This is a genomic window from Undibacterium sp. WLHG33, from assembly GCF_049544815.1.
In the GTDB taxonomy this organism is placed as follows: Bacteria; Pseudomonadota; Gammaproteobacteria; order Burkholderiales; family Burkholderiaceae_D; genus Undibacterium.
Genome location: NZ_CP186697.1, coordinates 1,058,993 through 1,082,361 on the forward strand (window position 1 = coordinate 1,058,993; position 23,369 = coordinate 1,082,361).

Genomic DNA, 23,369 nt, shown 5'->3' on the forward strand with positions numbered 1-23,369 from the left:
TCAGCAATTCCAGCTTACGCATAAAAAAACCTCAAGGCGATTGTTGCCTTGAGGTTTTTTTATGTTACGTCAAATTAAAACTGAAGTCAGGAACGGATAATGTAATCAAACGCTGCCAGTGAAGCCTTAGCACCTTCACCGACCGCGATCACAATTTGTTTATATGGAACAGTGGTCACGTCACCAGCAGCAAACACGCCGGGCAAGGAAGTTTGTCCACGCGAGTCGATTTCAATTTCGCCATGACGTGATAATGACAAACTGTCTTTCAGCCATTCTGTATTCGGTACCAGTCCTATCTGAACGAAAATACCTTCGAGTTCAACATTTTTTAGCTCACCACTGGTAAGATCTTTGTAGCTCAGCGCATTTACTTTCTGACCATCGCCATGCACTTCTGTCGTTTGTGCCTGGGTAATCACCGTCACGTTTGGCAGGCTACGCAGTTTGCGCTGTAACACTTCATCGGCACGTAAGGTGACACCAAATTCCAGCAATGTAACGTGGCTGACGATACCTGCCAGATCAATAGCAGCCTCAACACCGGAATTACCGCCACCAATCACTGCGACCCGTTTACCTTTAAATAATGGCCCATCGCAGTGAGGGCAATAAGCGACGCCGTGGTTACGGTATTCGCGCTCACCGGGAACATTGATTTCGCGCCAGCGCGCGCCCGTCGCCAGAATCACCGCTTTGGCTTTCAGCGTTGCGCCACTGGCTAACTGAATTTGATTGATGCCATCTTTTTGCGTCAACTTTTCAGCCCGCTGCAAATTCATAATATCGACATCGTAAGTCTTCACGTGCTGTTCCAGTGCTGCCGCAAACTTTGGCCCTTCTGTCTCGGTAACGGAGATGAAATTCTCAATCGACATCGTATCAAGAACCTGTCCGCCAAAGCGTTCAGCCACCACACCAGTACGAATTCCTTTACGGGCCGCATAAATCGCCGCAGCCGCGCCGGCAGGACCACCACCGACGATCAGCACGTCATAAGGTGCTTTGGCGTCCAATTTTTCAGCAGCACGTTGCACAGACCCGGTATCGAGTTTCGCCAGAATCTCTTCAATCGACATACGTCCCTGACCGAATACCTGACCATTCAGATATACGGTGGGCACAGCCATAATCTGACGTTGTTCAACTTCAGCCTGAAACAAAGCGCCATCGATCGTGACCGATTTCACGCGCGGATTTAATACCGCCATCAGATTCAGGGACTGCACAACTTCGGGACAATTCTGGCAAGTCAGAGAAATATAGGTTTCGAAGTGAAAATCGCCATCGAGATTTTTGATCTGCTCAATCACATCGGCATCAACTTTCGGTGGATGTCCACCAGCCTGCAATAAAGCGAGCACAAGAGAAGTAAACTCGTGCCCCATCGGAATACCAGCGAAACGCAGGTTAATGTCGTGCCCAGGTGAAGTAATCGCGAACGATGGTTTGCGCTCAAGATCATCGGTATTTTCAGACAGACTGATTTTGTCAGACAACTCTGCAATTTCACGCAACAAGGTCTGCATTTCCTTCGCCTTCTCGCTGTCATCGAGCGAGGCCTCCAAACGAATCGGGCGCGTCAGTTTTTCAAGATATGCTTTTAATTGCGTTTTGAGAGTCGTGTCTAACATGATGCCTTCTTTCTGATACTGTTGAATTCATCTTCCCGGTAAAAATCACCGGGAAGATGCGAAATACTACTTAGATCTTGCCAACCAGATCCAGGGATGGAGTCAGAGTTTCTGCGCCTGGTGTCCATTTCGCTGGGCAAACTTCACCTGGGTGATTTGCAACGTATTGTGCGGCCTGAACTTTACGCAGCAATTCTTTCGCGTCGCGGCCAATACCGTTGTCGTGTACTTCCATAACTTTGATTTCGCCCGCTGGGTTCACAACGAATGTACCGCGCAGTGCCAGACCTTCTTCTTCGATCAGCACTTCAAAATTGCGGGAAATCGCCAGTGTTGGATCACCCAGCATTGGGTAAGTGATTTTGCCGATAGTGTCAGAAGTGTCGTGCCACGCTTTGTGGGTGAAATGTGTATCTGTAGAAACGCTGTAGATTTCAACGCCCAGTTTTTTGAATTCTTCGTAGTGATCAGCCAGATCGCCTAACTCAGTTGGGCAAACAAAAGTAAAGTCTGCTGGATAAAATACAAAAACAGACCATTTGCCAGCCAGATCTTCGCTGGAAACCGGAACAAATTTGCCATTGTGGTAAGCGGTAGTTTTAAATGGCTTTACAGTAGTATTAATCAGTGACATGGTAATTTCCTTTGTTGTTGAAACAGGTGTTAAGTGATGAGTTCAAATAATAAAACGTTTTTCCATATTTAAATAGCTAATTAATTTTATTGAACTCATTAATTTTAGCTATCGGAACTAGTATACCGTAATATTCTTAAATAGATATGTCATGTACTCACGTGAGCAGATCACAGAATCAAAACGGTCAACAGAAACGGATGTGTCGCCCCAGCTGTCGCCATCACAGTCAACAACGTTGCTCCTTGAGATTCAATGATCAACTCTGTGAGAGCGAAATAATAATTTCTATGTCGAATCTACAAAGCATTCGATTTCTTATTGTGCAACGTTATAATTCCCGACCACCTCATCACAAGGAATATCTATCGTGTCAGACCGACTTGCCGTTCTTCCTCAATACCTTTTACCTAAACGGGCTCTGACCGTATTTGCCGGAAAAATTGCGAATGCCAAGGCAGGCAAGCTGACCACTCACCTGATCAAATGGTTTGTGGACAAATATCAGGTCGACATGAGTGAGGCAGCCAATCCGGATATCGCCAGTTACACCAGCTTTAACGAATTCTTTACGCGACCACTGCGGAGCGGGATCAGACCGCTGGCAAACAGCGATTTAGTTTGTCCCGTCGACGGTGCAATCAGCCAATTCGGGCCAATAGCCAAAGGGCAAATTTTCCAGGCAAAAGGACATGATTATTCAGCGACCGCATTGCTTGGTGGAGATAGCAAGGCTGCCGCCCAGTTTCACGATGGCAGTTTCGCGACCATTTATCTGAGCCCCCGCGATTATCACCGCATACACATGCCTTGCGATGGAAAGCTGACCCGCATGATTTACGTGCCGGGTGATTTATTCTCCGTCAATCCAACAACTGCCCGCGGTGTTCCAGGCTTATTTGCGCGAAATGAACGCGTTGTCTGCTTTTTTGAATCTGCTGCAGGTCCATTTGTATTAACCCTCGTCGGGGCGACGATCGTTGGCAGCATGGCCACCGTCTGGCATGGCATTGTGAATCCGCCGCGCACTAAAAATATCGTCGAATGGGACTACACCAAAGACAACATCGTCCTGAAAAAGGGCGAAGAAATGGGACGCTTCATGCTGGGATCAACGGTGGTATTACTTTTTCCTCATAACACGCTGGCATTTAATTCTTCGTGGACTGCAGCAAAGCCTGTACGCATGGGAGAAGCCATGGGAAGTCGTTCGTAAGGCTGATGCTCCTCCACTCACCAGACAAAGCCTGCAATTCGATATTGCAGGCTTTTTTTATTGCGCGAACGCAAGCAATTACATTCAGAGACATCTGCATACTAAAAAAATCTTGCCAATCTCATTTATTTGCATAATAATCTAAATAAGAATTGTTCTCACTTAGATTTATAGGAAAGCAAAATGGCTGAATTTAATACGCAACAGATGTTCGTCTCAGGTACGTCGGCAAAGGCGCAACTTCAGCCTGTCGCTCGCAAAGCAGTCCCTCGCTTAAGCAGCAGGGAGCTGATGCAGTCTTCCCGAGAACTCGAAATTGATCACGAAGGGCGTATTTATCGCCTGCGGATCACACAGTTAAATAAATTGATTCTGACAGCCTAAGCCGTCTCTGATTTCACAGGTAGCCAGCCAATCAGGGTTCAGCCAATCCGATCCGGTTCTCACTGAGGAAAATACCATGTCGATTCACTATGAAATGCATTCTGAGTTATCAACGCCACCAGCAAAAGCATCGACGCCGGAAATATTGGTTTCCGCAGTTCTGCATCTGATGTCGCATTACACCGTGAACTCAGCCAATGCCGAAGGTGAAGCTGCCTGCGTCAAGTTGGCATCCGTGATTGAAAAGCATCTGCAAGCCTTGGCTGAATTACCTGAATTAGCACCGGTGTTGCGAGCAACCTGTCAGCAATTATCGGAACAATGGGCAACATTAGTTGATCGCAATTTATGTCAGCCAAGGAAGTCAAAACGCTTTTCCTGGCTGATGTGAAATGCGTGTAGTTATTAAAGTAAAGAAAAAAGCGAGGGAGCTATGATTGTTTGTGTTTGCAACAATATCTCTGAAAAAAAGATTCATCACGCGGTCGATGCCGGGATGAGCACTATGTCCGATTTGCGCGCTCATCTGAATGTAGGTACTTGCTGCGGCAAATGTGCTGGCTGTGCACGACAAGTGCTGCGTGAGTACATCGTCAAAAAAGAATCAAGAGAACATGAAGTACAGTTATTTTTACATAAACTGGGCTTTCAGAATAACGAGATACCAGCATGAATAGACACTTCTACCCGACGTATGGCAACGAAGAAAAAACACTGAGCCGCTCACGCATTTTGTCATTTTCGGCCATCGTCCTTGCGCATCTGGGTCTGGCCTACGCGCTACAACATGGCCTGATTTCTAAAGTAACTCAATTGCTGCCACGTGAAGTGGTCATGACCCTGATACAGCCGGAAACGCCAGTACCGGAACAAACCAAACCGCAAATTATTCAGAGCAAAAAAACGCTCACTCCGGTCACAACAGAAGTAATTCCGCCTAAAACGCCTATCGTCACTCCGAATAACATCCCGAATGAACAGGCGATCGTTGCAGCCGCAACGGAAGCACCGGTTGCCAGTGCAAAAACGGAAGTAACGACTCAGGCACTGACCGGGACGCCTTCCCCGACAGCAATCAAGACTGTCAGCGCTGTTGAATATATACGCGCCCCAAAAGCCGAGTATCCGCGCGTATCCAGACGCATGGGTGAAGAAGGCAAAGTAACCTTACGCGTATTGGTCAATGAAAAAGGATATGCTGAAAAGGTCGACATTCAGAAATCATCCGGTTTCCAGCGTCTGGACGAAGCGGCGCGTCATGCATTGATGCAAGCCATCTTCAAGCCCTATCTCGAAGATGGAAAAGCTCTGGCGATGATTGCAACTGCGACTATTAATTTTTCTCTGGACGTATAACCAGATTGCACATTCGTTTTTTATTTCGATAGCGCAGTAACTTGCTATGATAGGAGCACTTCACTCTTCACCACTGTCGAAAGGGTTCATGATGAAAGGCGATGCGAAAGTCATTAAGCTGCTCAATGCGCAACTGACCAATGAATTAAGCGCGATCAACCAGTATTTTTTACATGCACGCATGTACAAACACTGGGGGCTAGAAAAAATTGCGAAAAAAGAGTACGAAGAGTCTATCGGCGAAATGAAACATGCTGACAAGCTGATCGACCGCATACTGATGCTTGGCGGCTTGCCGAATCTTCAGGCGCTGCATAAGCTGATGATAGGTGAAGACACACCTGAGATGCTGGCGTGCGACTTGAAGCTGGAGCAGGCTGCGCAAAAGACCGTGAAAGAAGGCATTGCAATGTCAGAAAGTTGCGCTGACTATGTTTCCCGTGACTTATTTCAGATGATCCTGGAAGACACTGAAGAACATATAGACTGGCTCGAAACGCAGATAGAATTGATCGAAAAAATTGGCGTTCAAAATTATTTGCAGTCGCAACTCTGCAGCGAAGAATAAAAAAAAGGATGATGCTCACTACATCATCCTTTTTTGACTATCGGCTTTAACTTATTGCGGAACTGTATCTTTAAAAGACTGGCGCTCGGATAATTTATCAAACAATTTTGCGAGGTTAGGATATTCATCGCGCCAGGTGATTTCAGGAAAGCGGAAACTGAGCCAGCCCAGTGTGCAGGCAACGCTGATATCAGCCAAAGTTAAGCGATTGCCAGAACAAAAAGGCATCTCTCCCAAGCCGGAAGAAATAGCTTGTAATCCGGCATTCACCTTCCCCATCTGACGATTAATCCAGTCTTCACTTTGCTGTTCTTTAGGGCGCAATGTTTTTTCCAGTCGCACCAGAATCGCAGCATCCAGAATACCGTCTGCGAGGGCTTCCCAGCATTTCACTTCAGCGCGCTCGCGTCCCAGCGAAGGAATCAAGCGCCCAACCGGCGTCAATGTATCCAGATATTCGACGATAACGCGTGAATCAAACATCGCCCCACCATCTTCCATTAACAGGCACGGGACCTTGCCTAAAGGATTAGACGCCTGAATCGTCGTATCTTCAGCCCACACATTTTCTAATAAAAAGGCGTAATCCAATTTTTTTTCCGCCATCACAACGCGGACTTTTCTGACATAAGGACTGGTAGTGGAGCCAATAAGTTTCATAGTTTTTGCATGGTTAATTAAGTCGGGATTATAACGGTTAAGCACATTATTTCCATCCACCCCGACAAGCGATCTGACTTTACTCAAAGAAGCAATACCCGGTTACAAGCAGCTTCACAATGGTAAAATCTCGTAATCAGTGCAAAAATCTTCGATAGTCTGCAATTTATCCCGGGTTTCATTACTCGCCGGCAAATTTCACATAATTTGTAAAATCGTTGTTTTTTGCGTAAGCATTTTCTCTTGACTTCCAAATATACCCTCACCATGTCCCTCTCTTCTCTCTCAGCCCTCTCCCCTCTTGATGGCCGCTATGCAGCCAAAGTCGATGCTCTTCGCGCAACCCTGTCAGAAGCAGGTTTCATGCACCACCGTGTCAAAGTTGAAGTGTCATGGCTGCAGGCTTTATCCGAAGCAGGCTTCGATGAAATTAAACCTTTCTCCGGCGAGGCCAATGCATTGTTGAACAAGCTGGTCGCTGAATTTTCAGAAACCGATGCACAACGCATCAAAGAGATTGAAGCAGTAACGAATCACGACGTCAAAGCAGTCGAATACTGGTTGAAAGAAAAAGTAGCGGGTTCGGCAGAACTGGTAGCTGCAAGCGAATTCATACACTTTGCCTGCACTTCGGAAGACATCAACAATACCTCCCACGGCATGATGCTGAAAACCGCCCGTGACAGCGTGATGGTGCCGGCACTGCAAAAAGTGATTGCCCGCCTGACAGAACTGGCGCACACGAATGCAGACGTGCCTATGTTGTCACGCACACATGGTCAACCTGCCAGCCCGACCACACTCGGCAAAGAAATGGCGAATGTCGTGGCACGTTTGCAGCGTGCGATCAAACGTATTGAACAAGTTGAAATTCTCGGAAAAATGAATGGCGCAGTCGGTAACTACAATGCACATTTATCTGCGTACCCAGCATACAACTGGGAAAATTTTTCTAAAAACGTGATCGAACAACGTCTGGGTCTGACTTATAACCCATACACGATACAAATTGAGCCGCATGATTACATGGCTGAAATGTTTGATGCTTTCGCACGTGCTAATACCATTTTGCTGGACCTGAACCGTGATATCTGGGGTTACATTTCCGTCGGTTATTTCAAACAAAAAACCAAAGCGGGTGAAATTGGTTCTTCTACGATGCCGCACAAAGTGAACCCTATCGATTTTGAAAATTCCGAAGGCAATCTGGGTCTGGCAAATGCACTGCTGCGTCATCTGTCTGAAAAATTGCCGGTGTCCCGCTGGCAGCGTGATCTGACTGACTCCACTGTATTGCGCAATATCGGTGTCGCTTTCGGTTACACCCTGCTGGCTTACGACAGTTGCCTGCGCGGTCTGAATAAGCTCGAAACCAATCCGGAACGCCTGGCTGCCGATCTGGACGCGACATGGGAAGTGCTGGCAGAACCTGTGCAAACCGTGATGCGCCGTTACGGAATTGAAAACCCATACGAACAGCTCAAAGAACTGACACGCGGCAAAGGAATTTCCAAAGAAGCGTTGCGTGAATTCGTGTTGACACTGGCGATTCCTCAGGACGCCAAAGACTTATTGCTGGCGATGACACCGGCGAACTATATTGGTATCGCGGCTAAATTAGCAAAAGCAATCTAAGCAGCTATCTCCTGCATTAAAAACGGCGCATCAGCTTTCTGATGCGCCGTTTTTTTCACCGGTACCACCTGCCGGAATTTGGATGATCAGGATTTAGTAGATAGATTCCTAGATGCCAAACCAACCCCGAAAGGATTCACGTCCGAGTAAGATAAACATCCTGTTACTGCGACAGCCTTATTTTTAAGGTGACTCTGCACACTTTCATTTTTTTTGCTATATTAGTCCTAATGCGAACTAATTTTCAATTTTAAAAGGAATATTCCGATGGCAAACACTGAGCGCTACTCGACAGTTTCAGTGGCACTGCACTGGCTGATCGCTTTGCTGATTATTGCTGCCTTTTCATTGGGCTGGGTAATGACGGATATGAAAATCAGTCCGACAAAACTGCAATACTACTCTTACCATAAATGGATAGGTGTGACGGTACTGACCTTGGTCGCGTTGCGCCTCCTGAACCGGTTGCTGAGTACAGCACCCGCCTATCCGGCCCACATGAGCGTCTGGCAACAGAAAGCAGCCAGCTTCACGCATCTGCTGTTGTATATATTGATGTTTGCAGTGCCGTTGTCGGGTTATTTTTACACTTGTGCTGCAGGTTACCCTGTCGTGTATCTGGGCTTGTTTGAATTACCGAGTGTTATCGCACCGAATCCGGAAATCAAACACAGCCTGAAAGAGTTGCATGAAATACTCACCTACGGCATGGCGGGTCTGGTGTTCATGCACATCGCTGCTGCATTAAAGCACCAATTCATTGATAAAGACGGTCTGCTGCGTCGCATGATGCCAGGCAAATAATTTCTTACAGAAAGTATTTTATGAAACTCTCAACCTTATCCCATAAATTCACCGCTTCCGCACTTGCACTGGCAGTTGCCATTCCTGCACTGGCTGCCGTAGCGAAGCTCGACAACACCAAAAGTACCGTGGCTATCGTTTTCAAACAAATGAATGTGCCAGTCGATGCAAAATTTAAAAAATTCAGCGCGAACATCGATTACAACGCTGCTAAACCGGAAACGTCGAAAGCGAGTGTCGAAATTGAACTCACCAGCTTTGATCTTGGTGATCCCGAATACAACAAAGAGGTCTTGAAAAAAGAATGGTTTAACGCCGCACAATTTCCGAAAGCCAGCTTCGTTGCCACCACGATGAAAGCCAGTGGCCCCGGCAAGCTCGACGTCAACGGCACGCTCACCATCAAAGGAAAAAGCAGCAACGTCAGTTTTCCACTCAACGTCAAGCAGGATGGAAAGAATCAGATTTTTGACGGCAGCCTGCCGATCAAACGTCTGACATTTAACATCGGCGAAGGGGAGTGGAAAGATACAGGCATGATCGCTGACGAAGTTGTCATCAAGTTTCATGTAGTCACCACGCAGTAAAACAGCAACGCAATTTGTAGTTTGTCAGATAAGACAATCAGCAGTCACACACGTAGTCTATTTTTTAATCAGGAGTTATTATGAAATTCAGCAAATTCATCATCGCCGCTTTGGCTGTCAGTGCAGCACCAGCATTCGCGCAAACCTACAACATCGAGCCAAATCACACTTACCCGAGTTTCGAAGCCGATCACATGGGCATCTCAGTATGGCGCGGTAAATTCAACAAAACCAGCGGTAAAGTGGTTCTTGACCGTGCGGCAAAAACAGGAACTGTCGATATCACTATCGATACTTCCTCTGTCGATTTCGGTCACGAAAAAATGAACGAACACGCAAAATCAAAAGACATTTTCAACGTTGCTCAATTCCCGACTGCCACCTACAAAGGCACATCGATCAAATTTGAAGGCGACACACCAGTGGCAGTTGAAGGTAACTTTACATTGCTTGGCGTAACAAAACCGCTGACATTAAAAATCAATAAATTCAAATGTATCCAGCATCCGATGTTCAAGAAAGAAGCATGCGGTGCCGACGCTTCTGCTGAATTCAAACGTACCGACTTTGGTCTGAATTACGGTATGGCCTACGGCTTCGCACCAGAAGTCAAACTGGCAATTCAGGTTGAAGCCATCAAAGCTGACTAAAAAAAACCGCACACTGTTTTTTTAAACATTGTGCTGAGCAGCTGAAGAACCAGGCCGATCCTATGATCGGCCTTCTATTTTGAGTGTTGATTTGTGAGTGTTAAATATGGATAAGCGATTCCTACGCAGCATACGTTTGCTGGCCGAATGTATGCAATTATTTGAGCAGATCTCCACTGCCAAAGTCCGGCAATTCGGTTTGACGCACTCTCAGTTTGACATCATCGCCACGCTGGGAAACACGCAGGGTATGACATGTAAAGAACTCGGCGAAAAAACCCTGATTACCAAAGGCACGCTGACCGGTGTGCTCGACAGGCTGGAGCAGAAAAAACTGATTTCCCGCGAACGGGGCAGCAACGACCGCCGGCAGTTTTTTGTGAAGTTGACCCCGCTTGGGGAAACCGCCTTTGCAGAGGTTTTCCCACATGTCGTCGCGGAAGGCGACAAACATTTTGCCGACTATTCAGAAGCCGATTATCAGGCGTTGGAAGAAGCTCTCGGCAAACTCAAGCATCATTTCAGCGCACAGGGATAAATATATACTCCCCCCAGTATATAAAAAGGCCTAATGTTTCTGGAGACATCAGGCCTTTTTTGTAAAAATGAAGGGGGAGTATCTGTATTTTCCGGTCTTACAGATGATCTCCGACGATAGGGCCTTTGCCACTGAAGCGATCCAGCGCCAGATAAATCACAGGTGTAATGAACAGCGTAATCGCCTGTGAAAAAATCAAACCACCGACCACTGCAAGCCCCAAAGGCTGACGCAGTTCGGCACCAGCCCCCAAGCCCAGCGCGATTGGTAAAGCACCGACCAGCGCTGCCAGTGTCGTCATCATAATCGGACGGAAACGCTGAATACAGGCTTCGCGTATTGCCTCTGCCGGCGTCATGTTCTGATGCCTTTGTGCATCCAGCGCGAAATCGATCATCATGATCGCATTCTTTTTCACGATACCGATCAGCAGCAAAATACCGATAGTCGCAATCAGGGTCAGGTCTTCGCCGAACCATTTCAGTGTCAGCAAAGCGCCCACCGCAGCCGATGGCAAGCCAGCGAGAATCGTAATCGGATGAATGAAGCTTTCATAAAGTACGCCGAGCAAAACATAAATCACCAGCAGCGCTGCAACGATCAACACAACTTGTCCGGATTGCGAATTTTTAAACACCGCGGCATCACCGCCATAACTCGTGATGATGGAGGTCGGCAATTTAATCTCTTCCCGGTATTTTTCAATGCGGTTGGTTGCCTCACCCAATGCGGTATCGGGTGCCAGATTAAACGAGACCGTCACCGCCTGTAACTGCCCCACGTGATTGATCGAGGTCGGGCCGACCGTACGTTTGACGGTTGCCACACTCGACAACGGTACCAACGCGCCGGTATTACTGCGGACATAAATGCCGTTGATCGCGCTTTCATCTTTTTTGGCATCCGGCGCAACCTCCATAATGACCTGATAGCTATCCACATTCGTGTACATCGTCGATACCTGGCGCTCACCAAAAGCACTGTACAAAGCAGACCGTATGCTATCCATACCGACGCCCAGCGTATTTGCGCGGTCACGGTCAATTTCCAGCGCTGCCTGCAGACCTTTCAGCTGGGAATCCGTGGTCACATCTTTAAAGCCTGGGTCGTTCCGCAGTTTTTCCTGCAACTTGTTAGCCCAACCATTGAGTTCACCGGCTTCCACACTTTGCAAAATATACTGATACTGACTTTTACTCGGGCGTCCACCGAGCTGCAAGTTTTGTGTTGGCCGCAGGAAGACATTAATACCTGGAACCGCTGCCAGCTTTTTACGCAAACCATCAACCACTTCTTTCATCGGCTTCCGTTGATCGCGTGGTTTAAGATTGATGAACATACGACCGGTATTCTGCGAACCGCTGCCGCCGTTAAACGAGGTTGCCGTCAGCACGTTCGGATCGTCACGGATAATCTTCGCGACTTTGTCCTGCAAGGCCACCATCGCCGGGAAGGAAGTGTCTTCCGCAGCTTCGGTGGAAACGTTGATCTGGCCGATATCCTCCTGCGGGAAAAAGCCTTTGGGAATCACATTAAACAGATACGCCGTTGCTGCGAAAGTAGCGAAGGCAATCAGCAGCACGGCCACGCGATGCCGCAAAGCGAGATCAAGGCCGCTGGTATAAGCCCGCAGCGAAGCATTAAAACCACGCTCAAAAGTATTCAGCATTGCGGCGACCAGCGGCGAAGGTGCTTTCAGTTCATGTTCACTTTTCAGGAAACGACTGGCCAGCATCGGCACCAGTGTCAGAGAAACAAAGGCAGATGCCAGAATCGCCAGGCTGACAATCACCGCGAATTCATGGAACAACTGACCGATGACGCCCGGCATGAAGAAGATAGGAATGAAGACCGCCACCAGCGAAGTCGAGATAGAAATAATCGTAAAGCCGACTTCGCGCGAACCTTTTAATGCAGCCTTGAAAGGCTCCTCGCCGTTTTCAACGTGGCGCATGATGTTTTCCAGCATCACGATCGCGTCATCCACCACCAAACCCACCGCCAGTGTCAGTCCCAGCAAAGACACGTTATCCAGCGTATAGCCAAAACCCCATAACAGGCTGATCGCACCGACTAAAGAAACCGGCAACGACAAAGTAGGAATAATGGTAGCGACCAAGCGGCGCAAGAAGAGGAAAATGACAACGACCACTAAGAAGATCGTCAGCAGCAAAGTCAGATTCACATCGTGCAAAGCATCGCGGATAGAAATGGAGCGGTCATTCACCAGATTCATTTTGACTGAAGCAGGTAATTGCGCCTGAAAACCGGGCAAGGCAGCTTTGATCGAATCAACCACTTTCACTGTGTTCGCATCCGACTGACGCTGGATCGCTAAAGTGATGGAGCTTTCACCATTGAAATTCGCGGAAGTTTTCACCTGTTCATAGCTGTCTTCAACGACCGCGACATCACGCAGACGAACCACCTGCCCGCCTTTATTACTGACCACCAGATTGGCAAATTCTGCCGCGCTCTGCAATTGTTTATTAGCCAGCAAAGTCAGAGTTTGCTTATCACCGTCCAGCGTACCGACTGGCGTATTGGCATTCGAAGTTCTGATACTGCTTGCCAGCTCGTCCAGCGTGAGGTTACGTGCGGACAAGGCATCCGGCATCACCCGTATGCGCACGGCATAACGTTTGATACCAAAAATATTCACTTGCGCGACGCCTTCCAGCGTGGACAAACTAGGTGAAATCAGATGCTCAGCGTAACTGGTCAGCTCGGCCAGACTCAGCGAAGGCGAAGTCAGGGCAATAAACAATACCGGCGCATCGGCAGGATTGACCTTGCGATACGACGGAGGTGACGTCATATCAACGGGTAAGGAACGCTGCGCACGTAATAAAGCGGCCTGCACATCGACTGCGGCCGCATCAATATTACGATTCTGATCGAACTCCAGCGTCAGCGATGTATTTCCTAACGTATTGCTGGAACTGATAATCGACAAACCCGGGATGGTGGCAAACTGTTTTTCCAGTGGTAACGCAACTGAAGTCGCCATCGTTTCCGGGCTGGCGCCGGGAAGATTCGCGTTGACGCTGATCACCGGCGTGTCGTAACTCGGTAAAGCGGCAATCGGAATATAGCGGTAGGCCAGAATACCGGCGATAACGATAGACAGATTCAGCAACACCGTCATCACAGGACGGCGTATAAACAACTCGGATAAATTCATGATGCACTCGCTGCAGAAGCCGATGAGGATGCTGCCGGTTGCTCAGAAGCTTTCGCAGCTGCCGCTGGTTTTTCGCGCTTACCGGATTTGTCGCCTTCTTTCGCATCGTCAGCGCGCTCTTTGACGACCGCTCCGGGACGTAAATTCTGCTTACCTTCCAGCACCACTTTAGCGCCGGCCTCAATACCGGTCACCACCGCATCCGTACCGAAACTTTGTGTCACGACGACAGGTTTCAACTCGGCTTTCGATTCCGCATTCACGACATACACAGACTTGCCACGCGCACCGACAACCACGGCATCTTGCGGTACAACGACGGCATCTTTCAACGTCTGCACACTCATCTCCAGATTCACATACGCACCCGGCCAAAGTTTCATTTCCTTGTTGTCGAACACGGCTTTCACTTTCACGGTGCCAGATGAAGCGTCCACCACGTTATCAACAAACTGCAGCTTGCCTTTGAATTTGCTGACACCATCCGGCAAACTCGCAGTCACGTAACTGTCCTGTCCTTGCATACTTTGCAGCGCATCAGGCAAATTCCGTTGCGGCAGCGGAAAGGTCACTGCAATCGGATTCATCTGCGTAATCGTCACCATCGCTGCTGCTGTCGCACTAGGCTGAACCAGTGATCCCGGAAAAACGCTGATGATACCGGTACGACCTGCTGACGGCGAGACGATACGGTTATAGCTCAAAGCAACACGAGCCGCTGCCACAGCGGCCTTGTCGGACGCAACGACAGCCAGCTGTGCATCGACCAGCGTCTGGCTGGAATCGAGTGCGCTCTGGGCTATAAATTTTTTCGACAGTAATTCTTTGCTTCGCGCCAGTTGCCGCTGATAGTCAGCCAGCGTTGCCAGATCTTTGTCCAGCTGCGCCTGCGCCTTCGCCAAATTGACTTCGTCGGTACGGCTGTCGAGTGTGAAAAGCAGATCACCGGCACGCACAAACTGACCTTCTTTGATATGGACTTTCGTCACGGTACTGGTGATCTGAGGCCGGATATCCACTGTGTTCAAAGCGGAAACGACGCCATTCGCAGCGATACGCACAGGGTAATCGCGCTTTTGTGCGACGATGGTTGAAACGCTGACCGGACGACTCTGCGCATCACTTTTAGGTCCACCGGTTTTCACAACAGCTAAGGGATCAGTTTTAGGGTCAACTTTATTTTTTTGTGACGGAGCGACGAAATAATAGGTTCCGCCCGCGACCGCGGCAACCACCGCAACGATAGTCAAGATTTTCAATTTGCTCATGTTATTTTTATCCTTTTGCAGACGCAGTAAGACTGGCATCTGATCAGAAAGTTCTACGGAATTATTCAAACAGGTTGAGCTGGCTTGGGATTATTTAGCCTAGCAGCAAATAAAAAGAGGCCGCATCCACACCCTGTGCTGCTGTTTTGCAGCAACGGCAATACAGAAAAGTTTTTTTCAAAAAAAAATCTGTCTGAGGCAAATCGTAACAAAAAAAAAGCCAGCTAGAGTGCTGGCTTTGATTTTAGATACCTATCGTTACATCATAACGACGAATATCAGCGTTTTTAAACTACGGCGCCGTCGGTATCGTCTTTTTCCTTGACTGGTTTCACCAGATCTTCGCGTTTGACACCCAACCACATCGCAATGGCAGCAGCAACGAAGACAGAAGAATAAATACCGAAGCAGATACCGATCGTCAGCGCCACGGCAAAATAATGCAAAGTCGGGCCACCAATGAGTAACATGGACAACACCATCATTTGCGTGCATCCATGAGTGATGATGGTACGCGAGATGGTGCTGGTGATCGCATGATTGATCACCTCTGTCACTGACATTTTTCGCTGAGTACGGAAATTTTCACGGATACGATCAAAAATAATCACGGATTCATTCACCGAGTAACCCAGCACTGCCAATACCGCCGCCAGCACGGAGAGGTTAAATTCCCACTGAAAGAACGCAAAGAAGCCGAGAATAATCACCACGTCATGCAAGTTAGCGAGAATCGCTGCGACCGCGAATTTCCATTCAAAGCGTATCGCCAGATAAGCAACCACCCCCAGCACCACGAATAACAACGCCATCAGACCATCATGCGCCAGTTCGTCACCAACCTGCGCACCGACCTGCTCTACGCGTTGTTGTTTCACTTCAGGGTCTTTTGCCTGCAGTGCTTTCATGACCTTATCAGCCTGATCTGCTGCTGTCACGCCTTTTGCCAACGGCAAACGGATCACGACATCCTGCGCCTTACCAAAGGTCTGCACCGGCGCATCAACATAACCGAGGCTTTCAACGGTACGGCGTATGCTGTCAACGTCAGCCGCTTTTGGATAGGTGACTTCCATCACCGTACCGCCGGTAAATTCGACAGAGAAATGCAAGCCTTTGTGCAGCAGGAAAAATACGGCGGCGACAAAAGTCAGTGCAGAGATGACATTGAAAATCAGCGCATGGCGCATGAAAGGAATGTCTTTTTTAATGCGGAATAATTCCATAATGAATTCCTGAATTCTTATCTGGGCAATCGGTTATTTGGCTGCATCATCGGTTGGCTTCCAGATCTGACCGATAGAAAGCGAAGTCAGTTTTTTCTGACGACCGTACCAGAGATTCACCACGCCACGCGACACAAAGACTGACGAGAAAATCGAGGTCAGAATACCGAGGCAGTGAACCACAGCAAACCCGCGGATCGCACCTGAACCGAAAATCAACAAGGCCAGACCCACAATCAGCGTCGTCACGTTGGAATCCAGAATTGTTGCCCAGGCGTGGCCGAAGCCTTCTTCAATCGCCTTTTGCGGTGATCTGCCAGCACGCAACTCTTCGCGGATACGTTCGTTAATCAGCACGTTCGAGTCAATCGCCATACCCAGTGCCAGCGCAATCGCGGCGATACCAGGCAAAGTCAGTGTCGCTTGCAGCAAGGACAACAGCGCGACCAGTAACAACAGATTGACGGACAATGCCAGCACGCTGAAGAAACCGAACAACATGTAGTAGATGACCATAAAGATCGAGATCGCAGCAAAACCGTATAAGGTTGAATTGCGGCCCTGCTTAATGTTTTCCACACCCAGTTGCGGGCCTATCGTACGCTCTTCGATAATTTCCATCGGTGCAGCGAGCGAACCGGCGCGCAACAACAAAGCCAGATCGGCAGAGGCCGCAGCTGTACCCATACCGGTAATCTGGAAGCGTGAACCCAGTTCATCGTTGATGGTCGGAGCAATCAGGACTTCGCCTTTGCCTTTTTCAAACAAGACAATCGCCATACGCTTACCTATACGGCTGCGGGTTGCCTCGCGCATCTTACGGCCACCATCGCCGTTCAGATCGACTCCGACAGCTGGCTGCTGGTTGTGATCAAAACTGGCAGTCGCACCAGTAATGTAATCACCAGTCACCACTGGGTCTTTGGTCAGGATCAGCAACTCGCCACCACGATTGCCTTTGAACATTTCCGAGCCATACGGCACTGGCGTATTCGCATCGACCGGGCCAATCACACTGTCATCCAGCAAGCGCACTTCCAGCGTTGCGGTACGTCCGATAATTTCTTTTGCACGCGCCACATCCTGCACGCCTGGCAACTGTACAACGATGCGATCAGGGCCTTGTTGTTGAATAATCGGCTCTGCGACACCGAGCTCATTCACACGCTTAGACAAAGCGGTAATGTTTTGCTTCACACCTTCGGTCACTACGGCTTGTAAAGCTTCTGGCTTAAGGCTGACAGTGAGATTGAATTCGGTATTATCGGCACTGACAACATCTGTCAGATTCACATCCGTCATTTGCGATGCTAATACGGTCTTCGCTGCAGAGCGGGTTTCAGCATCACGGAACTTCACCGAAATATTATCGCCATCGCGGCTGATGCCAGCATGACGGATATCTTTTTCACGCAATGCGGAACGTACGCTCGATTGCAGCCCCTGCACCCGCTTGGCCAGAACCGCCTTGGTATCGACCTGCATCAGGAAATGCACACCACCGCGCAAATCCAGACCAAGGTACATCGGCAATGCATTCAGACTTTGCAGCCACTTCGGCGTATTCGGTAACAGATTGAAAGCCACTGTATAAGTTGGATCCGTTGCGTCAGGATTCAGTGTTTTTTCGAGTATGTCTTTCGCTTTAAATTGCGTATCGGTATCAGCGAAGCGTGCACGCACAGAGCCCTGCATACCGTTAAAGTCATAGAACACGCCACTGTCTTTCAGACCCGATTGCTGCAAGGCTTGTTCGACACGCGCCTTCATGCTTTCGTCAATTTTGACAGTCGATTTCGCACTGCTGATCTGGACCGCCGGCGACTCACCAAAAAAATTGGGCGCGGTGTACAACACACCGAATACCAGCGCAATCACAATCAACAGATACTTCCAGAGTGGGTAGCGATTCATAATTAAAAAAGAAATGGAAGCTGAAAAGCACAACGCAGCCCGGATATCGATCGGACTGCGTTGCAGGTATTTACTGATTAAATCGCTTTAATGGTGCCTTTAGGCAACAACATCGTGACGGCAACTTTTTGCACAACGATCTCTGTGCCTTCTGCGACTTCTATCGTCACATAGCTTTCACTGACCTTGGTCACTTTGCCGAGTATGCCACCGGAAGTCACTACTTCATCATTCTTTGCCAGCGCATCCATCATTGCTTTTTGTTCTTTCTGGCGCTTCATTTGTGGTCGTATCATCAGGAAATACAAGACGACAAACATTAATACCAGAGGCAGGAAACTCATCAGGCCACCATCAGCACCAGCACCCGCAGATTGCGCATAAGCGTTAGAAATAAACACGTTCAGACTCCGTTAATTGTATAAATATTATCCAGCCAGTGTTGGGCAAGATAATGATAAATAGTGACGATCAACTACTTTTCAAGCAGTAAAGCGCCACATTCTAGCACTGCTCTACATCAAAACTGGCGAAAAAAGCCAGAGACGGACTCAGATACAGACTAAGGTGCAGACTAGATGCCGCGCGCGCGGTCAGCATGAAACTGCTGTACGAACTCAGGAAAACGTTCCTCATCCAGCGCCTGACGGATGTTTTTCATCAGATCGAGATAATAATGCAGGTTATGTATCGTATTCAGACGTGCGCCGAGAATCTCGCCAGTGCGATGCAGGTGATGCAAATACGCACGAGAGAAGTTTTTGCAGGTATAACATTCACACGTTGCGTCCAGAGGTTCTTTGTCTTCCTTGTAACGCGCGTTTTTGATTTTCACATCGCCGAAGCGGGTGAATATCCAGCCATTGCGCGCATTCCGTGTGGGCATCACGCAGTCAAACATGTCGATACCGTTCGCCACGCCTGCCACCAGATCTTCCGGCGTACCGACGCCCATCAGATAATGCGGCTTGTTTTCCGGCAGTTTCGGGCCGGTATGCGCCAGAATGCGCATCATGTCTTCTTTTGGCTCACCGACCGACAGCCCCCCTATCGCAATACCGTCAAACCCCAGCTCATTCAGGCCCGCCAGTGATTCGTCGCGCAAGTTTTCAAACATACCGCCCTGAACGATACCAAACAAAGCATTCGGATTTTCACCTTGCCTGAATTCGTCTATCGAACGCTTGGCCCAGCGCAGCGACATGCGCATCGATTTACCGGCTTCTTCGGTAGTCGCCGGTCTGCCGTCAATTTCGTAAGGTGTACATTCGTCAAACTGCATCACGATATCGGAATTCAGCGAGCGCTGAATCTGCATGGAAATTTCCGGCGACAGGAACAAGCGTTCCCCACTGATCGGCGACGAAAATTTCACCCCCTCTTCCGTGATCTTGCGCATCGCTCCGAGCGAAAACACTTGAAAACCGCCGGAATCGGTCAGGATAGGTTTATTCCATCCCATGAAGTCATGCAAACCACCGAATTTATCCAGCACACTCAAGCCAGGGCGCAGCCACAGATGAAAAGTGTTACCAAGAATAATCTGCGCGTCGATTTCTTTGAGTTCCAGCGGTGACATCGCTTTCACAGAACCGTAAGTGCCGACTGGCATGAAAATCGGCGTTTCGATTTCGCCGTGATTCACCTTCACACGTCCACGGCGGGCAGCGGTCGTTTTGTCTTTTTTTATCAGAGTAAATTCAAGCATGATTCTTCCTTGTGCGCTCCGCAAAGCGCACGGTAATGAGTCGTCCTACGTCTTTCTTATCCAGCCTGTTTCCGCTTGATTTCAGCAATTTTCAGGCCTTCCCGGAGGCATTGGTCAGCAACATCGCGTCGCCGTAACTAAAGAAACGATAACGCTGCGCAATCGCATGGGCGTAAGCGGATTTGATTCTATCGTAACCGGCAAACGCCGATACCAGCATCATCAGCGTCGATTTTGGCAAATGGAAATTCGTGATCAGGCGATCAACCGTTTTAAATACATAACCCGGCGTTATGAATAATTGCGTATCGTCACTGCCAGCTTCGAGCTGACCACTTTGCGATGCAGATTCCAGCGCGCGCATACTGGTAGTGCCGACGGCGATGACTTTGCCCCCCGCCGCTTTCGTCTTGCGTACCGCATCGACAGTCTCTTGCGGTACGGTGTACCACTCGCTGTGCATTACATGTTCATTCAGATTCTCAACCCGCACCGGCTGAAATGTGCCCGCACCGACGTGCAGAGTCACGTACGCCAGCCCTATGCCTTTTTGCTGGCAGCGCTCTAATAAAGCCTGATCAAAATGCAGACCCGCCGTTGGTGCAGCGACGGCACCGGGCACACGGTTATACACAGTCTGATAGCGCTGCTCATCAAAATCATCAGCATCATGTTCGATATACGGTGGTAAAGGCAGGCGACCGTAAGTTTCGAGCAAAGTAAATATGTCGTCAGGAAAAAACAAAGTGAAAAACTCACCCTGACGTTCACCCACGACGACATCGAATGCATCTGCGAGCCTGATTTTACTGCCCGGTAGCGGCGATTTCGATGCGCGCATCTGCACCAGCACGCTGCGGTTGTCATCCGTATTCGATAACACGCGCTCAACCAGCAATTGCACTTTGCCACCAGTTTCCTTGACGCCAAAAAAACGCGCTTTGAGCACGCGGGTATCATTGAACACCAGTAAATCGCCTGCAGACAGCTGATCGATCACGTCAGAGAAATGGCGATCCACCAGTTGTTCACCATCGACATGCAATAAGCGCGAAGCGGTTCTGTCCGGCAGCGGCATTTGCGCGATTAAAGCATCGGGCAGATCAAAATCAAAATCACTCAAAGAATATTTCATGCGCGGGAAACGAATAGAGATGGAACAAAATGCTGCATACTGTATAAAAACTCAGTAAAATAAGCTAAAGAAGGACATTCCTGCACAACTAAGCCAACAGCAAAACCCACCATTTTACACCCATGGCAGCTGAAGACCCAAACGCAAGTACAGAGACACACGCGCCACCGATCAAAGCAGCCCGTCAATCCGGTAAAAAGCCGTCCTCTAAAGCGGCGGGCAGCACCAGCAAAGCCAGTGAAAAACTCGCCCGGCTGGGTTTGCGCAGAGACATGGACTTCGTCCTGCATCTGCCTATGCGCTATGAGGATGAGACCGCCGTTATCCCCATGCATGATGCGGCCTTACGCGGTGGCAACACCGTACAGGTGGAAGGCGTCGTGACCGCATCGGATGTGCAATATCGCCCGCGCCGCCAACTGGTTGTCACCATCAGCGACGATAGCGGGCAAGTCGTTTTACGCTTTCTGAATTTTTACGGCAGCCAGCTCAAGCAATTAGCAATGGGTGTGCGCGTCAGGGCACGCGGCGAATTGCGGCATGGTTTTTTTGGCGCGGAAATGGTGCACCCCGGCTACAAAATCGTCAATGAAGGCGCGCCCTTACCAACCTCCCTGACCCCGGTTTACCATTCCGGAGAAGGCGTACCGCAGGTACTGTTACGCAAAGCGATTGCGAACGCCATGACCAGAGTCAACTGGCGCGACACCTTATCGCCAGCACGTTTAGCGGCCTTAGGTTTACAGGGATTCGAGGCAAGCGTACGCACATTGCACAATCCGCCGCCGGATATCGATCAGTACAGTTTGATGGAACGGGAACATCCGGCATGGGAACGTATGAAATTCGATGAGCTGCTGGCACAGCAACTCTCGTTAAAACGGGCGCAGATCACACGCCGCAGCAAAGGCGCGAACGCGCTGCCTGTCACAGGCGAACTGAGTAATTCATTTTTACTGAATCTGCCTTTTTCGCTGACCAATGCGCAAGAAAAAGTGCTGGCGGAAATCCGCGCCGATTTACGCGAAACCTTTCCCATGCAGCGTCTGTTACAAGGCGACGTCGGCAGCGGCAAAACCATCGTCGCTGCGTTGGCTGCAACACAAGCCATAGACAATGGCTTTCAGGCGGCCTTAATGGCGCCAACAGAAATTCTGGCAGAACAGCATTTCAGAAAAATCGCTGCATGGCTGGAGCCGCTGGGCGTGAAAACGGCCTGGCTGACCGGCAGCCTCAGGAAAAAAGAAAAAGAAGCGGCCAATGTGCTGATTGCCTCCGGCGAAGCGCAACTGGTGATAGGAACTCACGCACTGATACAAGATAACGTGCAGTTCAAAAAGCTGGGATTAGTGATCGTTGATGAACAGCATCGTTTCGGCGTCAGTCAACGTCTGAATCTGGCGAATAAGGCTGAAGCAGGGAAAATTCCGCATCAGCTGATGATGTCAGCAACACCGATCCCGCGCACACTGGCGATGACCTATTTCGCCGATCTGGAAGTGTCCGTGATTGACGAATTACCACCGGGACGCACGCCCATCGTTACCCGCGTGATAGACCAGAATCGCCGCGATGAAGTGATCGCGCGGGTGCACGCGGCAGCGCTGGAAGGCAAACAGGTGTACTGGGTCTGTCCACTGATCGAAGAATCCGAAACCCTGCAACTGCAAACCGCGACTGACACTCACCTGATGCTCGCGGCTGCGTTGCCGGGAGTGCAGGTCGGACTGGTACATGGCCGACTCAAGCCTGCGGAAAAACAGGCGGTGATGGATGATTTCATCCACAACCGTACGCAGGTGCTGGTGGCGACTACCGTCATTGAAGTCGGGGTCGATGTACCGAATGCGAGCCTGATGGTGATTGAACACGCTGAGCGCTTCGGACTCTCACAACTGCACCAGCTGCGCGGCCGCGTTGGTCGTGGCGCGGCCGCCAGCGTCTGCCTGTTGCTGTATCAGGGGCCGTTGGGTGGCACCGCGAAACAAAGGCTGGCGACCATGCGCGAAAGCAATGATGGCTTTGAAATCGCCCGTAAAGATTTAGAGTTACGCGGTCCCGGCGAATTTCTCGGTGCAAGGCAATCCGGCGAAGCCATGCTACGCTTTGCGAACCTGGAGACAGATCAATGGCTGGTTGAAAAAGCCAGAAACCTGGCTGCTGATTTATTAAAAAATGACCCCGTCACCGTCGCTGCGCACTTAGAGCGCTGGCTGGGGAATAAAGAAGAATTCCTGCGCGTGTAATGAACTCGCAGCTCCCGTCAAA

General features: G+C 49.4%; 22 protein-coding genes. 12 read left to right on the plus strand and 10 right to left on the minus strand.

The window, feature by feature from the left end; all coding sequences use genetic code 11:
• Positions 1–86 precede the first annotated feature (86 nt).
• Both ahpF and ahpC read right to left on the minus strand, forming a co-directional pair.
• Positions 87–1,634 carry an alkyl hydroperoxide reductase subunit F gene (gene ahpF, locus ACOTSW_RS04790; protein WP_423681317.1) on the minus strand — a complete coding sequence of 516 codons (1,548 nt, stop codon included), beginning with the start codon at positions 1,632–1,634 and terminating at the stop codon, positions 87–89.
• Between the two features lie 70 nt (positions 1,635–1,704).
• Complete coding sequence (gene ahpC, locus ACOTSW_RS04795; RefSeq protein WP_186882913.1) at positions 1,705–2,268, minus strand: alkyl hydroperoxide reductase subunit C; 564 nt, start codon at positions 2,266–2,268, stop codon at positions 1,705–1,707.
• Positions 2,269–2,638: 370 nt separating this feature from the next.
• Here ahpC and asd point away from each other — a divergent pair, with 370 nt between their 5' ends.
• The 6 genes from asd (at position 2,639) to bfr (ending at position 5,792) form a co-directional block, all read left to right on the plus strand.
• On the plus strand, positions 2,639–3,484 hold the full coding sequence (gene asd / locus ACOTSW_RS04800; RefSeq protein ID WP_423681318.1) for an archaetidylserine decarboxylase: 846 nt from the start codon (positions 2,639–2,641) through the stop codon (positions 3,482–3,484).
• Between the two features lie 183 nt (positions 3,485–3,667).
• On the plus strand, positions 3,668–3,868 hold the full coding sequence (gene hemP, locus ACOTSW_RS04805) for a hemin uptake protein HemP (protein WP_423681319.1): 201 nt from the start codon (positions 3,668–3,670) through the stop codon (positions 3,866–3,868).
• 76 nt (positions 3,869–3,944) lie between these two features.
• A complete protein-coding gene (locus ACOTSW_RS04810; protein ID WP_423681320.1) occupies positions 3,945–4,259 on the plus strand; it encodes a hypothetical protein in 315 nt (104 codons plus the stop codon).
• Positions 4,260–4,301: 42 nt separating this feature from the next.
• Positions 4,302–4,541, plus strand: a complete 240-nt coding sequence (locus ACOTSW_RS04815; RefSeq protein WP_423681322.1) for a (2Fe-2S)-binding protein — start codon at positions 4,302–4,304, stop codon at positions 4,539–4,541.
• Positions 4,538–5,224 carry an energy transducer TonB gene (locus ACOTSW_RS04820; protein WP_423681323.1) on the plus strand — a complete coding sequence of 229 codons (687 nt, stop codon included), beginning with the start codon at positions 4,538–4,540 and terminating at the stop codon, positions 5,222–5,224. Before ACOTSW_RS04815 ends, ACOTSW_RS04820 begins: the two co-directional genes overlap by 4 nt.
• A gap of 91 nt (positions 5,225–5,315) precedes the next feature.
• Positions 5,316–5,792 carry a bacterioferritin gene (gene bfr / locus ACOTSW_RS04825; protein WP_423681324.1) on the plus strand — a complete coding sequence of 159 codons (477 nt, stop codon included), beginning with the start codon at positions 5,316–5,318 and terminating at the stop codon, positions 5,790–5,792.
• Between the two features lie 51 nt (positions 5,793–5,843).
• On the opposite strand, the gene ACOTSW_RS04830 is transcribed toward bfr, so the two are convergent.
• A complete protein-coding gene (locus tag ACOTSW_RS04830; RefSeq protein ID WP_423681325.1) occupies positions 5,844–6,452 on the minus strand; it encodes a glutathione S-transferase N-terminal domain-containing protein in 609 nt (202 codons plus the stop codon).
• A 267-nt stretch (positions 6,453–6,719) separates the two neighbouring features.
• Here ACOTSW_RS04830 and purB point away from each other — a divergent pair, with 267 nt between their 5' ends.
• The 5 genes from purB (at position 6,720) to ACOTSW_RS04855 (ending at position 10,666) form a co-directional block, all read left to right on the plus strand.
• On the plus strand, positions 6,720–8,087 hold the full coding sequence (gene purB / locus ACOTSW_RS04835) for an adenylosuccinate lyase (protein WP_423681326.1): 1,368 nt from the start codon (positions 6,720–6,722) through the stop codon (positions 8,085–8,087).
• A 267-nt stretch (positions 8,088–8,354) separates the two neighbouring features.
• Positions 8,355–8,891, plus strand: coding sequence for a cytochrome b (locus tag ACOTSW_RS04840; RefSeq protein WP_423681327.1), 537 nt, complete (start codon positions 8,355–8,357; stop codon positions 8,889–8,891).
• Between the two features lie 20 nt (positions 8,892–8,911).
• Positions 8,912–9,478, plus strand: a complete 567-nt coding sequence (locus tag ACOTSW_RS04845; RefSeq protein ID WP_423681328.1) for a YceI family protein — start codon at positions 8,912–8,914, stop codon at positions 9,476–9,478.
• Positions 9,479–9,558: 80 nt separating this feature from the next.
• Positions 9,559–10,128: a YceI family protein gene (locus tag ACOTSW_RS04850; protein ID WP_423681329.1), complete on the plus strand. Its 570-nt coding sequence runs from the start codon at positions 9,559–9,561 to the stop codon at positions 10,126–10,128.
• 106 nt (positions 10,129–10,234) lie between these two features.
• A complete protein-coding gene (locus tag ACOTSW_RS04855; protein WP_423681330.1) occupies positions 10,235–10,666 on the plus strand; it encodes a MarR family winged helix-turn-helix transcriptional regulator in 432 nt (143 codons plus the stop codon).
• 97 nt (positions 10,667–10,763) lie between these two features.
• On the opposite strand, the gene ACOTSW_RS04860 is transcribed toward ACOTSW_RS04855, so the two are convergent.
• From ACOTSW_RS04860 to queA, 7 genes are all read right to left on the minus strand, one after another.
• The gene (locus tag ACOTSW_RS04860) at positions 10,764–13,850 is read right to left on the minus strand and encodes an efflux RND transporter permease subunit (RefSeq protein ID WP_423681331.1); all 3,087 of its coding nucleotides are present in this window, start codon (positions 13,848–13,850) and stop codon (positions 10,764–10,766) included.
• Complete coding sequence (locus ACOTSW_RS04865) at positions 13,847–15,118, minus strand: efflux RND transporter periplasmic adaptor subunit (protein WP_423681332.1); 1,272 nt, start codon at positions 15,116–15,118, stop codon at positions 13,847–13,849. Before ACOTSW_RS04865 ends, ACOTSW_RS04860 begins: the two co-directional genes overlap by 4 nt.
• Before the next feature lie 287 nt (positions 15,119–15,405).
• Positions 15,406–16,344 carry a protein translocase subunit SecF gene (secF, locus tag ACOTSW_RS04870; RefSeq protein WP_423681333.1) on the minus strand — a complete coding sequence of 313 codons (939 nt, stop codon included), beginning with the start codon at positions 16,342–16,344 and terminating at the stop codon, positions 15,406–15,408.
• Positions 16,345–16,377: 33 nt separating this feature from the next.
• Positions 16,378–18,258 carry a protein translocase subunit SecD gene (gene secD, locus ACOTSW_RS04875; RefSeq protein ID WP_423681334.1) on the minus strand — a complete coding sequence of 627 codons (1,881 nt, stop codon included), beginning with the start codon at positions 18,256–18,258 and terminating at the stop codon, positions 16,378–16,380.
• A 77-nt stretch (positions 18,259–18,335) separates the two neighbouring features.
• A complete protein-coding gene (yajC, locus tag ACOTSW_RS04880; RefSeq protein ID WP_423682259.1) occupies positions 18,336–18,602 on the minus strand; it encodes a preprotein translocase subunit YajC in 267 nt (88 codons plus the stop codon).
• A gap of 230 nt (positions 18,603–18,832) precedes the next feature.
• Positions 18,833–19,966 (minus strand): tRNA guanosine(34) transglycosylase Tgt, encoded by a 1,134-nt coding sequence (gene tgt, locus ACOTSW_RS04885; RefSeq protein WP_423681335.1) that lies wholly within the window; start codon positions 19,964–19,966, stop codon positions 18,833–18,835.
• A gap of 91 nt (positions 19,967–20,057) precedes the next feature.
• On the minus strand, positions 20,058–21,101 hold the full coding sequence (gene queA / locus ACOTSW_RS04890; RefSeq protein ID WP_423681336.1) for a tRNA preQ1(34) S-adenosylmethionine ribosyltransferase-isomerase QueA: 1,044 nt from the start codon (positions 21,099–21,101) through the stop codon (positions 20,058–20,060).
• A gap of 122 nt (positions 21,102–21,223) precedes the next feature.
• Here queA and recG point away from each other — a divergent pair, with 122 nt between their 5' ends.
• Complete coding sequence (recG, locus tag ACOTSW_RS04895; protein WP_423681337.1) at positions 21,224–23,347, plus strand: ATP-dependent DNA helicase RecG; 2,124 nt, start codon at positions 21,224–21,226, stop codon at positions 23,345–23,347.
• Positions 23,348–23,369: the final 22 nt, after the last annotated feature.